Consider the following 14,529-nt stretch of genomic DNA (forward strand, 5'->3'; position numbering starts at 1 on the left):
TAAAAATGCACAAAGCGAGCAGTATTGGGAATAGTAATACTTTTACCTCCTGCCTTTTGCCTTTTGCCTCCTGCCATACAATGATTTTCATCCTTTTAGCTTCAAGCAAAATACGGTAAATCTATCGAATTAAAGTATTTTATGTGATGTAAAGGAGAGTCTCATAAAGCCCAGAAAAAAACAATGGGTGAATTTACGTAAAATATGCTCAATTTATGTGAACTAATTGCATAGTAAACAATTGACAGATGAATTTATATGTGATAATGGTGTGCGGATAAAAATTTAAGTGTTTCCAGATATTAAAACGCAAATTTAAGGTTTTTTAATCGAAATTAAGTGACTGGCTACTGAGCGATCGCATTAATTCTGATAGGTTGCTAATTTGGGAATTTGATTACCCATCAGAATTAATGATGACTAAAAAACTAGGGAGACTCACATCAAAACCTAGTGGCGGAATTTGCATGTCTAATTTTCGTTGACTTAATGTATCCCAGGAATCAGGGTTACCCTCAAAGAACAAATAGCAAGTCCGCCTGGTTTTGAAACTTTGGTGTTGCGGGTAAAGTCCTTGTGCAGTGCGATCGAGTTCAGAGTTGCCTGATGCCAGATATGAGTTACTCCCTGAATAACAAAAACACAGGAGAAAATCATGGCTAATTCAACATTTAATCTTTCAGATCTCAATGGCAGTAATGGTTTTACCATTAATGGTATTACTACTGGCGATAACTCTGGCTCCTCTGTCCGCAATGCTGGGGATGTCAACGGCGACGGGTTCGACGACCTAATTATTGGGGCGCGCGGTGCCGACCCCAACGGCCAATCTTCTGGGCAAAGCTACGTGGTATTTGGCAGCAGCACAGGCTTTAGCTCTAGCTTCGACCTGTCTACTCTCAACGGCACTAACGGCTTCGCTATCAACGGCATTGCGGCGGATGACGGGTCTAGCTCCTCTAGTGGTGCTGGAGATGTTAACGGTGATGGCTTCGACGACCTAATTATCGGAGCTGGCAACGCCGACCCCAACGGCTCCCAATCGGGCCAAAGCTACGTGGTATTTGGCAAAAGCACAGGTTTTAGTTCCAGCCTTAACCTCTCCAGCCTCAATGGTACTAACGGCTTTGCCATCAATGGTATCGCGGCAGGTGACTTATCAGGCGGCTCTGTCAGCAGTGCTGGAGATATCAACAACGATGGCTTCGACGACGTGATTATAGGGGCAATTGGTGCCAATGACTTTTCTGGGCAGAGCTATGTAGTGTTTGGCAAAAGCACAGGGTTTAGCTCCAGCCTCAACCTCTCTACCCTCAACGGCACTAACGGCTTCGCTATCAACGGCATCCAACTGGGTGACGTATCGGGCGGCTCTGTCAGCGATGCCGGAGATATCAACGGTGACGGTATCGACGACCTGATTATCGGGGCGACCAATGCTCCTGACGGCTCTTCTGGGCAAAGCTACGTGGTATTTGGCAAAAGCACAGGGTTTAGCCCCAGCCTCAACCTCTCTACCCTCAACGGTACTAACGGCTTTGTTATCAACGGCATTGAAGCGGGTGACTTCTCAGGCTCCCCTGTTAGCAGTGCTGGAGATGTCAACGGTGACGGTATCGACGACCTGATTATTGGGGCAATAAATTTTAAGGCTAACAATGGTGGTACAGTCTCGGCTTCTGGGCAAAGCTACGTGGTATTTGGCAAAAGCACAGGCTTTAGTGCCAGTCTTAACCTCTCAGATCTCAATGGTACTAACGGCTTCACCATCAACGGCATCGAAGCGGATGACTTGACAAATTTCTCTGTCAGCGGTGCTGGAGATGTCAATGGTGACGGCTTCGACGACCTGATTATCGGGGTCCCTAGTGCCGACCCCAACGGTATCAGATCAGGGCAGAGCTACGTGGTGTTTGGCAAGGGCAGAGGCTTTAATCCTAGCATCAACCTCTCGGATCTCAACGGCACTAACGGCTTTAGCATCAACGGTATTGTGCCATTTGACAGTTCAGGCAACTCTGTCAGTCGTGGTGGAGATGTCAATGGTGACGGCTTCGATGACCTGATTATCGGGGCATCCTCAGCCAGTCCTAACGGTTCCCAATCTGGGCAAAGCTACGTGCTGTTTGGCGGGAAGAATATCGGCATCAGTTCTAACCCCACAGGAACTTCTGGTGCAGATACTCTTGCAGGCACAATTGGCAACAATATCATTGATGGGAAAGGTGGTAATGATATCCTTACAGGCAATGGCGGTCAAGATAAATTTATTATTCGCCGAGGTGATGGTAATGATACCATTAACGATTTTGGTGGTGTTGGTAAAGGCACAAATCCATCACAGGCGGTAATTGCCAATGTTGACACACTGCAATTTATTGGGTCTGGGTTGACTGCTCAAAATCTGCTGTTGACTCAAAATGGTAACAACTTAGAAGTCACGTTTGAAAATGTTTCTAATACTAAAGTCACTCTGAAAAACTTTCAGTTAGAAAAGTTAGATAATCTGAAAGCTTCTGGAGGCAAACCAGCCATCGGCAATATCCTGTTTGATGGGCAAACTACTATCATTGACAGTTTTAATGTCCTCGATGCCAATTCTAATGATACGGCGATCGGCATTAAAAACACGGTAACTTTCCTCAATGACCTGAATAATAATATTACGGGTTTGGACAACTCAGCTGATGTCATCAATGGTCAGGGAGGTAATGACAAAATCGATGGTAAGAGTGGCAACGACTTGCTGCGGGGTGGTGCTGGGAATGATAGTCTCATTGGTGCTACAGGCAATGATACTCTTGTTGGTGGCGCTGGTAGCGATCGCCTCACAGGTGGCGTGGGTGCTGACTATTTCCTTTACAATACCAATGCTGCCTTTGTTAGTTCTGCTATTGGTCAAGATGCCATTACTGACTTCAAACACTCCCAAGCTGACAAGATTATCCTGGATAAGACTACTTTCACTGCTATTACTTCAACTGCGGGAACAGGTTTCAGTAATGCTGGTGATTTTAAAATTATTTCTAATGGGGCAACCAGCACAGCAAAAATTGTCTATGACCCTGTGACAGGGCAGTTATTCTACAACCAAAATGGCAGTGCGGCTGGTTTTGGCAGTGGTGGCCTATTTGCCACCCTGAGTGGTGCGCCAACTCTTACAGCAACGGACTTTATCATTCAAGCCTAGTTAATACCATTTTTAATTTTGGATTCTGGACTGGGAATCATCTTCTAAGTCCAGGTTCTCTTAATCCATCAGTTGGATTCTTTTTTTTGGCGTTGCTGATTGAAAATATGAATCTGCCTCACGCCAAGATAAAAAAAAGAAACGTAATTTTGGCATTTCATATTCTGATTCAGCAACGCCTTAGCTACTAATTTTTAAGTTCTCACTTGACGAATTGGCAGTTCAACCACAAACTCTGTGCCTTTGGAAGGTTCAGATTGGCAGTAGATCTTACCTTTGTGTTTATCTGTGACAATTTGGTAGCTGATGGAAAGCCCTAGTCCTGTACCTTTACCAACAACCTTGGTTGTAAAAAATGGATCGAACAAGCGAGAGAGGATTTTTTCATCCATGCCAAGTCCATTGTCGGCAATGCGAATGGCAATCCAGTCTTTATTGAGCAGGGAGGTAGAAATTCTGATTTCGCCGGGGTTTGCTGCCATCGCTTCCGGGGTAGCTTGGGCGTTTCGTTCTTCTAAAGCATCAATGGCATTAGACAGTAAATTCATAAATACTTGATTCAATTGACCGGGATAGCATTCTATTGGAGGTAAAGTATCATATTGTTTGGTCACATGAATAATAAGGCTATCGACTGAGGACTTCAAGCGGTTTTGCAAAATCATCAACGTGCTATCGATGCCTTCGTGAATATTTGCTGCTTTGAAGTCAGCTTCATCTAGGCGGGAAAAGTTCCGCAGCGAACTGACAATTTCACGAATGCGTTCAGTCCCGACTTTCATGGACTGGAATAATTTAGGTAAATCGTCGAATAAAAACTCTATTTCCGCTTTCTTTAAAAACTCTTGGATCTCTGGTGTGGAATTGGGATAATTTTGCTGATAAAGCTCGACACAGCGCAGCAAATCTTGGGTATATTGGTGGGCGTGTTCTAAGTTTCCGTGGATGAAATTAACTGGGTTATTAATTTCGTGAGCTACACCCGCTACTAGTTGCCCCAAGCTGGCCATTTTTTCTGTGTGGATAATTTGCAGTTGGGCAGTACGTAGTTCATTGAGTGCTTGGGCGAGTTGATTTGCTTCTTCACGGGTTTGACCAAGCAAACTCGATTGCTGGAACAAATTAGCTTGACGTAGTGCTACACTCACTTGAGTCGCAACTTGGGTAACAAATTCTAATTCGCCTTCTTCCCAATCACGTGCATGTGTGCATTGGTGAATGCATAACAATCCCCAAAGTTCATCACCTTCCATCAGGGGGACAATAATCTGGGCTTTGACTTGGAATCGCTCAATTACGTCAAGATGAGGTACTTTCGAGCCAACGCTGTTGACATCAGAAATCACTTGCACTTGTCCTTGGCGATATTGCGGTGCATACTGGTCGCCAAAACAATAGTCTTGCACCTTCACAGCCAGGGCAGAATCAAACTTAGGTAGCACATCTTCAGCGATAAATTCACCGCTGCAAAAACCGACATCAGGTTCAAAGCGGAAGATGCCGACTCGATCAGTTTTGAGCGATCGCCGCACTTCCTGTACTGTAGTCTTAAAGATCGTCTCCAAATCCAACGATTCCCGGATTTTGACTACTAGATCGAATAAGATCCGCCGCTGTTCAGCCGATTTGTGCAGTTCATCAGCGCGAGTTTGGATTTGCGTCACCATCTCGGAACTTTGCATTGCTACTCCGAGTTGACTGGCAACTTGTCCTAAAAATTCCACCTCCACGTTACCCCACTGACGAGGTGCAGAATGTTGATAGGCAGCTAACAATCCCCACAGATTCCGTCCCACAAAAATTGGGGTCAAGGCGTAAGCGCGAATCTTGAACTGCTCCAAAATATCGAGGTGACAGCGCGAGTGTCCGGCTTGGTAGATGTCGTTTACAGCAAAACTTTCGTTATTGCGGTAGCGTCCACCTTTGGTTTCTTGGAGGTGGGTATCCTCCCAAACTAGATTTTTGCCAAATAAATTGATGCTGTCCCACTGTGCCTCTACCATGCCGAAATGGCTGACGAATTCGCCACTCCAGTCTTCATTAAAGCGATAAACGCCGACTCGCTCAACTCTTAGCAGTTTACACACTTCCTGACAAGTGGTTTTCAGGATTAATTCAATATTTAGGGAGGAGCGAATTTTGCCGACGACTTCCGTGAGTGCGCGTTGGCGAGCGATGGCATTTTGTAATGCGGTGGCTTGTTGTTTCGACTGGGTTAAATTTTCGGCTTGCTGAATCGCCACTCCCAACTGTGCCCCCACTTGTCCCAGGAACTCAACTTCATAATTTGCCCATTGGCGTGCCTCTGAGTGTTGATATGCTGCTACGAGTCCCCACAGTTTTGGGCCAATGAAGATCGGTGCTAAGGCATATGCCCGAATTTTGAATTGCTCTAAAATGTCGATGTGACAGCGCGAGTGACCTGCTTGATAAATGTCGTTAACAGCAAAACTTTCGTTATTGCGGTAGCGCCCGCCTTTGGTGTCTTGCAGGTGGGTATCTTCCCAAACGAGATTTTTGCCAAACGGATGGATTCTATCCCATTGCGCCTCGACCATGCCAAATTGGCTGACAAATTCACCGCTCCAATCTTCATTGAATCGATAAACCGCTGCCCGTTCTAACTTCAAAAGTTTACAGAGTTCTTGGCAGGCCGTGTCGAGAATAATTTCGGTGTTTACAGAGGAGCGAATATTTCCCACCACTTCTGTCAAAGCACGTTGGCGCGCAATTGCATCTTGCAATTCTGCTGTGCGTTGTTTGCTTTGTTCTAGAATTTCTGCCTGCTGCATTGCTACGCCGAGATGGCTTGCGGCTTGAGCTAAAAACTCCACTTCATGAGGATGCCATTGCCGAGGAGCAGAGTGTTCGTAGCCTGCAAGCAAACCCCAAAGTTTTGCACCAATGAAAATAGGGGCGATTGCATATGCCCGAATTTGAAACTGTTCTAATACTTCAACATGACAACGAGCGTGTCCAGCATCGTAAATGTCAGCCACAGCAAACGGCTCATTTTTGCGATATCGCCCTCCTTGAGTTTCTTGCAAATACGAATCTTCCCACACCAAGTCCTGTCCAAAAGTGTTGAGTGTATCCCAGCGTGGTTCTGCAAAACCAAAACTATTGATAAAACTACCACTCCAATCAGCGTTGAAACGATAAATTGCCACTCGCTCAATCTTCAATTGCCGACAAATATCTTGGCAAGAAGTCGAACACAAAGATTCTAGGTTTACAGATGCTCGAATTTTTGCTAATATTCTGCCCAAAATTTTTTGATACTGAACGGTTAACTGTAGTTGTTTGTGACAATCTTCAACATTTTGGAGGTTTAAAGTTTTATAATCGTTTGTTGTCATAAAGTGTAGGAAATCGTGAAATACCTACTCTTAGTGTTCCCAGTTTATTTTTGCGATCGTCAGTTGCAAGGAAAACAAAGCTGCGATCGCGTAACTAACAAGCCTGTCACTGCGTCGCTATTTCCGCGCTTTTGTAGTAAGGTTGCTCTACAGCATATTTAAAGTTACTCCCGCCATGGGAGCAGTTTTCGCAGCGGTACTCCAGCCCTTCCACCCAAACCTCGCGGAAAGTCCCCAGGCTGGATACTAGGAAAACTTCGTCTACGTAAAAACCATTTTTCAACAGTTAAAAAGACAGCAACTCCACCCCAAAATAAAGCATTTGTAGCTGTTTAATATCAACGATTGTTCATACTTTCAGCCAGTCTCTTATTAACTCAGCAGTGCTGGGTCGTTTTGCATTGCTTAGTCTAAACTCCAGTTGGGATAATAGATAAACCTGGAAAGTCCCAAAGCACTCTTTAGTTAGTAGGTGTTTTCGCTTTTTAACTAGTATTTTTTCGGAATAGCCTTTTTTACATTTGTAGATTTGTGTAAGAATTACTTACATAAGTGCAAAAGTAAAAAAAATGCACATTAACATCACAGTTGACTTGAAAAATTTGAGTGAGACTCTGATCAACTTGCATAATGGAGTTTAGTAAAGGGTGCAAACAATCTTAATTTTGGCTGCAAATCCTAAAGGCATAACACCGCTGCGTTTGGATGAGCAGGTGCGTGAAATCGATGCTGGATTGCAGCGAGCCAGACACCGCGAGCAGTTTGTCTTAGAGCAAAAGTGGGCAGTGCGGCCAAGGGATATTCAGCGGGCAATGCTGGATATCAATCCACAGATTGTTCACTTTTCTGGGCATGGAACAGGGGATGAGGGTCTGGTATTTGAAGATGAAACAGGTTCGGCAAGGCTAGTTGATGGGGAAGCTTTGGCGGGACTGTTTCAACTGTTTGCAGATCAAGTTGAGTGCGTTGTTCTTAATGGCTGTTATTCAGAGATACAAGCAGAGGCAATCAGTCAATATGTTAATTATGTGATTGGGATGAAAAAGGCCATTGGAGATAAAGCAGCAATTGAATTTGCTGTAGGTTTTTACGACGCTCTTGGATCTGGGAAGCCTGTTGAATTTGCCTATAAATTTGGTTGTGCTGCAATTCGGTTAGCAGGTATTACAGAGCAATTCTTCCCGATTCTCAAAAAGAAGCCAAATATTGAAGAGACGATTTTTAATATAAGTGGATCTAAGGAACAGCCTCCAGTCTCAAATGAATCTGCATTCCAGGCATTTCAGCAACTCAACAAGTCTGACATAGATACACGTATCCTAGCTGTATCTCCATTTAAACAGAAGCAGCTAACTCGTTTCAAGGAAGATTATAGCTCTATAGAAATACGGCGTCACGAACTCTTAAAAAAATTGCATGAACTGGAAGGTGATAGAGATTATACGGCAAGCAGTACCCAGAGAATTGAACTAGAAAGACAAATTATACGAGATAAAGAGAAGCTAAAGGATTATGAGACTCAGCTTGAATCATTAGAACAAAAAATAGAGTTACTTGAAAGCCAACTTCAAGGATTGTAGAAAAAAGTTGTTAACTTTTTAAAAAATATGATTTATGTCTTTATTCAAACAAAATCAACTGGATATCCTCAAGCTGGATTATAGCTTTACAGAAGCTAGGCGGCAGGAATTATTGAAAAAATTGCATGAATTGGAAAGTGATAGGGATTATGCTGCAAGCAGTACACAGAGGATTGAACTAGATAGGCAAATTATACGAGATAAAGAAAAGCTAAAGGATTATGAAACTCAGCTTGAATCATTAGGAAACAAAATTGAGTGTCTTGAAAAAGATATTGAAGAAAGTAAAAGCAATCAAAACAAGCAATCTATATATGAATACTCTCATGCGATTTCAGAAGAGCAAAATGACAATTATTCAGTAAATAATCAGACTGAATCCTCCGGACTTAATTCAGAATTTTATGCTCTTACTAAAGATTTTCATGAGCATAGGTCATATCACAATTGGTCAGCTACAAATAATCAAGGTGATGAAAATCAACAAGTTCATCCTGACTTAATATTTAAAGATCATGAACCTATTGAAAATACTGTAATATTTACAGCCACTTTTTTTCCTGAACTAAGCCCTTATGATTTTGAACGAATTGTTGCTTTTCTATTAGAAGAGCGATCAATAACTGTTACCGTACAGTCGCAAATAATCACAGAGCAAGGGGAGTCAAAAATAATTAAAAACATTGAAAAAGAACAACTGCTTGCTATTTGGCGAAGTAGCCTGGCTCAACGCGATAAATTTTTAGAAAAATGCTACTTGAAAGCAGTGCGTCTAGAAGATTCGTCCCAGATAATTGATTTTTCTTTACCTTATTTAAGAAATGAATTTAAAATCTATTTTGAAGAACAAAAATCTTTATATTTGTTAGAGCAGTTTAATCGTACCAGACTGTTACTGTTTGATTCTTCGCTGAAAGTGGGCCGTAATGCAATTGATTTAACAGTTAATATGGCTACTTCTTATCCTAAGATTTATGGAGAAGATTGGCTTTTTGACATTGTGTTAGCTTCAACCAATGCTGCCAATAGTGATATTGGCATAAATTTTGACTTAGTGCTGCAATTGCAAAGACTTTCAACAAATACAAGAAGGGAGTTTATCTTTACACGTATCTCTGCTTTACTCTACCAAATGCTGGAATACTCTCAGCTTGTGGATGTAGTTAAAAGCTTTCTTGATCGCTTGATGTTAGTGCGACAATATGATGTTGTGCTAGCAATTATCAAAAATTTGCGCTCCGCACCACAATTTAATGGACTCTACTGGGTGAAACAACTATTAGACCGGGGTAATGGAGAAATACGCTCTGAGGCTTATAAATTTTTGTACAACTGGCTAAAGCAAAGCGGTTATCGTATTTACGATTTGTTAGAAGCATTAAAGGGATGGTTGCCAGGACGAGAGCGTTTGCCAAATAGCTATTCTCCTTCTAATAGATATGCACTACAGCTGTTTATTGAATACTGCTTGGAAACCACATCAAAGCTAAATTCTAGGTACTATGGCTACTACCCATCTAAATATTTATTATTCTCGGCTCTACAGGATAGCTCAATCGATAGCAAGCTAGAGACTTTAGCCAGTTGGCTCTTTCATCTAGATCCTGAAGGTAAGCTTGCTCTTAGGCATATTGTTGATAAAGGTGTTAACGCTACACAACTAGTTAGCTTTTTGATTGCACAATGGTTCATCATTTTGTGGGGATTAGAGAAGAAAGAGCCTAATCAAGAAGTAGCTGCGGTATTTAATAACTTGATTCACCAAATAATTTTGACTATTGACCGTTCTCTACAAAAACAACTTGTTCAACATTGGAGCGATTATACAGAGCATTTACTCACAGAAGCAGAAGGTTATGAAAAATCTGGTGACAATCAATCAAGAAAACAAGCTTTTCGTAAAAGGAACCTAGTTAAAGAATTGAGTAGACAGTTCAAGGTTTTATAAAAAACAGCTTGAGTAACGAAATTAGGAGATGAAGATGAATCAAGGCACTTTTCTAGATAGAGTCATTCGTCAAGTACATGAAACTACCAAAGCTAATTCATATACAGAAAAAGTAGTAATTATTGACAACAAAAAAGGGAAAGCAATCCCTAAAAAGCCATTATTTGGTGGAAATTTCAAGTTTTACATTGTTGCCAATAATGACGATGCAGTGAATATTGCTGAACGCAAAAATCTAATTTGCAAAGTGATTGATTTTGCTAACGACTGTGAAATCGGAATTTCCATAACCTATCGCGCTAGTTGCAACCCTGGCAATGAAGAGAGAGTAGCTGAAGCTCTCTGTCATAGTCAATCTCCCAGCAGTGAACTTGATAATAAAATTCAAAAATGGATTGCTAGGTTTCCCCAAAATAATACCGCAAGTTTTCTTGAAAATTACTTTTTCCAGGTAGAACAGTTAAGAGAATATCTCACAAAAAATGTGCAAGAAGAGGTTGGTATAAGCCTGCATTTGAAGATTTCCTTAGACAAAGAGGAGCAGCTTAGAACTTTTTCAATAGATAACATTCAATTTTCTGTATATGTTAATGATTGTAATGATGAGTTATCCCTTCAGCTTTCAACTGAGCTTATAGTTGACGAACAAAACAAGGTGAAAGCTATATTGAACTATGGACGAGAGTTGTTGTTAGCGAATGTAGTTAAAGCAGAAGTTAAAAATTACTTGAGTAAAAATGTTACTCTACACAAGTTCTGCTATCACTTGAAAGATACTGTTCGTCAAGAACTTTTGCATAATTTAAACAGAATTCTCATTAATTATGGTCGAAAATTAGAGTATCTGTCTCTTGCTAGTAATTCAGTTACTCCTGCTCAAGAACTTTTAAATGACCGTTCCTATGACATTGTATGTACAGTTAAAGGCTATCCGCAGCCAATTGTAGTACAAAACAAATTGTACATGATACCAAAAGACATTGGTAGGTATAGAGCTGCTCAATCTCCGAATTTGGAAACTTGGGTTAAGAGTAAATTAGAAAGTATTATTAAACCCTTGTTATTGCAAAAGGAATATATCGATATTCTACTTGATTTTCATCCTATTGAAGATATTATTAAAGCCAAAATAGAAGAGGCGGCCAATGCACTTGGATATCATGTAGACCAAATTGTTTCTGTTCCCGACTTAGAACCTCTGAAGCTCAAAGACAAATTCCTTCTGGGAATCGAAGATACTTTTCCTACCAAAGATGCTAGAGTTGATGTCAAGCTGAGTATCTCTGTTACAGCCAAAATTCCTAATCTTGCAAGTATTAAGCATCATCTCAATCGACAAGATGATGTCAAAGATTTAATTAAGTCAGCTATTTATGATGCCACAAGAGAATATTTAACCCAAACAGAACCAGAACGTTTTTATATGCGCTTTGCTCACTATGATAAACAGCTAGGAGAAAAGCAGTCAGTCGAACAAGAATTAATAGATAAAATTAGAAAATTACTAGAAGAAAGTTTTGCTGCTCAAGTTAGCAGTATAGTTCCTAAATACTTAGATACGGATATTGCTAAGTGCTTCCAAGAATTGCGACGACAAATAGGTTCCATTGAATTTGAAGTATTTTCTTTAAAGGGAAGGATAAAAATTAAGTTTCAGGGAGATTTTCAGGTTTTAAGCGTTGAAAAAGATAGTTGGTACATATTTCGAGATAGGCAGCCAAAAATCAACGATATCAAAGAGTCAATTGAAAGAAGTTTGAAGGCGAAATTGAATACTTTTGACAAAGAGGATTTGCAATACGATGATTTGGATGACTTGTCTTTGATAGAGCGTGTTGTTAACCAGTGGGCAAGGAATAATATTATCGAGCAATTCGGTTTAGAAATTTACATAAGTAATCTTACTCGCGAACATACAGAAGAAGAACAGAGTCTATACGATGCCCAACGAAAATTGTACAAGCAGGAATTAGAAGAATATACAGAAGTTATAGAAGCTACAAAGAAACAGCATCATCAACAGCTAGAAATCTCATTCAGAAGCGAAGAAGTAAAATATTTGGAACTTGATAAACTTTATCAACGACGCTTGCAACTAACAGGAGATGAGGAAAATGAAGCTGAACTCGTATACGTGAATGAGAGAATTAGAGAACTAGAAACAGGATTTATTAATCCTTCTTTAGAAGATGCCAGAAGTACTCTGAATCGTTTGCAACCCAGAAAACAAAAAGGTAAAGGTTTTAGTGAAGTAGCCGAAAAAATGAATTTTCTAAAAAATAAAGCAAATCCAGAAATCAGTTCTGGTAATGACACAGATACTCCCGATGGAAAAATCTGATAGCAAGTGATTAGTAAACAAAACAGGGCTTATGCCAGAAACTAAATAATCTTAAATTGGTATAAGTCCTATAACTAATAATTTCATAATCATTACCTAAAAAGGTATTACTAAAAAAATCGAAGACAGTAAACAGTTTACAATTAAAGATTAATAATGCTGGAGATTATAGTAATCTTAAAAAGATATGACGGCATCGCTGAACGGAAAGAAAATATTTCACTGAAAGTGAAGTTAAGTGAAGTCCGTGAAGCAGCACAAACACTACTAGGCTTGCCAGAAAAGCCACCTTGCCGACTTGTTCTATATAGAACCTCGTCTACATTAGAGGATGATTGCACACTGGAAGAAGCAGGTATTCAACAAAATGATAGGATAATATTATATCCACTAGATGTTTGGCACAAAAAGAATGCCCAAGGGTATTTTGTTGTCCATATCCCTCCAGTTGTTATGGAATCAGAAGTCCAACCTAGTAGCTCTGAGCCTGATATTTCTAGCCCTAAGATAATCATAATAATTAAAAATATAGTAAAAAAATCACAAATTTTATTTAAAGTTTTATCTTTGATGATATTTAATAAAACCAAGAAAATTTTAGTATGGGTAATTCAAAAAACTAGCATTTTTATTAGGAAAGAAAATTTCAAAAAAATAGATAAAAAAATTTTAATTAAGCCAGCAATATTTTTATCGATAGGATTTGGAATTACATATTTGTTGTCTAATCCGGAGTTAGAATCCACTAGAACTATTTGGGGAATAAGTTTAGGAATAACAAAGAATGCACAGGGTAAAAATTTAAATAGAGCCTTCTTAGAAGCGGCCAACCTCACTAATGTAAATATGGTGGGTACTAATCTTAATGGTGCCCGTTTGAGTCAGGCTAATTTAAGTAATGCAAGACTGAATAAAGCTAGTCTAGCAGGAGCAGACTTGAGAGGTGTAAACTTCTCGCGTGCGGACTTGACCGAAACAAATTTAAATGGTGCTAATTTACTAGGTGCGAATTTACTAGGTGCTAATTTAAGAAAAGCAAAAATTACTGATCCAGAAACAGGTGAGATTACAGCCAAACTTGATCAAAATGCTAAATTAATTTGGAAAATTGTAAACGAATCTACAACAGGAAGAGACCTAAAAAGTAAAAAATTGGATCGTTACAACCTCAGCTATGCAAATTTGAAAAATTCTGTTTTATCTCGTGCTAGTCTAACTTGGGTGGACTTAAGTAAAGCAAATCTTGAAGGTGCGACATTATATAAAGCAGATTTAACAGGTACTAATTTAAGAGGTGCTAATTTGAAGGATGTTGACTTAAGGGCTGCTACTTTGTACAAGGTGAAGACTGATACTTCAACTATTTGTCCTAACGGTAAATCTGGGCCTTGTAAATTTTAAAGGCAATGCTAATCTCTTGAGAATATTTTTAATCTGTAATTCTATTTTATTTGCCTTGTCTTATATCGCTTTTAGTCTAAACTCCAGTAGTAATTAAGAAAGCGATCGCTCTTATTTCGAGATGATTTTCACGGAGCGATCGCCCATAGTAATGTCTACTGCAATACCTGTAAAAATAGATATTGTCAACTCTTGGTTCTAAGTTGAAAAATTAGAAAACAGCAATCAAACTAATTTACCAATCACTTGCTTTAGTCTCATCCCAGACTTCTAATTCCAATTCATGGAGATAAGCTAGTCCACTGTGAATTTGTACCTGTGTTCCTTTGAGTTCCAGGTCAAACCAACCATCACCGACAGCATTGGCTCCCAGAATTGCAGCTGTAATATTTACAATCAAACCGTAATCAGATATCAGCCGAGAAATCACAGGTTCCTGGTGATAATCCTTAGGAATTCTCACTCGAATGCGTTTATTTATAAGGTTATTGTCACTAGTCATAGAGGGGGAGTGGGGAGTGTGGGGAGAGTGGGGAGTGTGGGGAGTGTGGGGAGAGAGGGGGGATGGGGGAGTGTGGGGAGAGAGGGGAGAGGGGGGGATGGGGGAGTGTGGGGAGTGTGGGGAGTGTGGGGAGAGAGGGGAGAGAGGGGGGAAAGATTTCTTCCCCATCCTCCCACACCTCCCACACCTCCCACACCTCCCACACCTC

At 40.3% G+C, this 14,529-nt stretch carries 7 protein-coding genes; 5 read left to right on the forward strand and 2 right to left on the reverse strand.

Going from position 1 to position 14,529, the window contains the following annotated elements; translation table 11 throughout:
- Nucleotides 1-655 precede the first annotated feature (655 nt).
- On the forward strand, nt 656-3,190 hold the full coding sequence (locus ACM0OY_RS36760; RefSeq protein WP_414573653.1) for a beta strand repeat-containing protein: 2,535 nt from the start codon (nt 656-658) through the stop codon (nt 3,188-3,190).
- A gap of 194 nt (nt 3,191-3,384) precedes the next feature.
- On the opposite strand, the gene ACM0OY_RS36765 is transcribed toward ACM0OY_RS36760, so the two are convergent.
- Entirely contained in the window at nt 3,385-6,549 is a 3,165-nt protein-coding gene (locus ACM0OY_RS36765; protein ID WP_414573654.1) for a GAF domain-containing protein, read from the reverse strand.
- A gap of 647 nt (nt 6,550-7,196) precedes the next feature.
- Here ACM0OY_RS36765 and ACM0OY_RS36770 point away from each other — a divergent pair.
- From ACM0OY_RS36770 to ACM0OY_RS36785, 4 genes are all read left to right on the forward strand, one after another.
- The gene (locus tag ACM0OY_RS36770; protein ID WP_414573655.1) at nt 7,197-8,129 is read left to right on the forward strand and encodes a CHAT domain-containing protein; all 933 of its coding nucleotides are present in this window, start codon (nt 7,197-7,199) and stop codon (nt 8,127-8,129) included.
- Nucleotides 8,130-8,163: 34 nt separating this feature from the next.
- Entirely contained in the window at nt 8,164-10,077 is a 1,914-nt protein-coding gene (locus ACM0OY_RS36775) for a hypothetical protein (RefSeq protein WP_414573656.1), read from the forward strand.
- A 34-nt stretch (nt 10,078-10,111) separates the two neighbouring features.
- Nucleotides 10,112-12,418, forward strand: coding sequence for a hypothetical protein (locus ACM0OY_RS36780; protein WP_414573657.1), 2,307 nt, complete (start codon nt 10,112-10,114; stop codon nt 12,416-12,418).
- Nucleotides 12,419-12,574: 156 nt separating this feature from the next.
- Nucleotides 12,575-13,819 (forward strand): pentapeptide repeat-containing protein, encoded by a 1,245-nt coding sequence (locus tag ACM0OY_RS36785; RefSeq protein WP_414573658.1) that lies wholly within the window; start codon nt 12,575-12,577, stop codon nt 13,817-13,819.
- Nucleotides 13,820-14,054: 235 nt separating this feature from the next.
- On the opposite strand, the gene ACM0OY_RS36790 is transcribed toward ACM0OY_RS36785, so the two are convergent.
- On the reverse strand, nt 14,055-14,321 hold the full coding sequence (locus tag ACM0OY_RS36790; protein ID WP_414573659.1) for an NIL domain-containing protein: 267 nt from the start codon (nt 14,319-14,321) through the stop codon (nt 14,055-14,057).
- Between the last annotated feature and the right edge of the window lie 208 nt (nt 14,322-14,529).

Origin of the sequence: Nostoc sp. CCY 9925 (assembly GCF_963920935.1) — a bacterium.
Taxonomy (GTDB): domain Bacteria; phylum Cyanobacteriota; class Cyanobacteriia; order Cyanobacteriales; family Nostocaceae; genus Nostoc.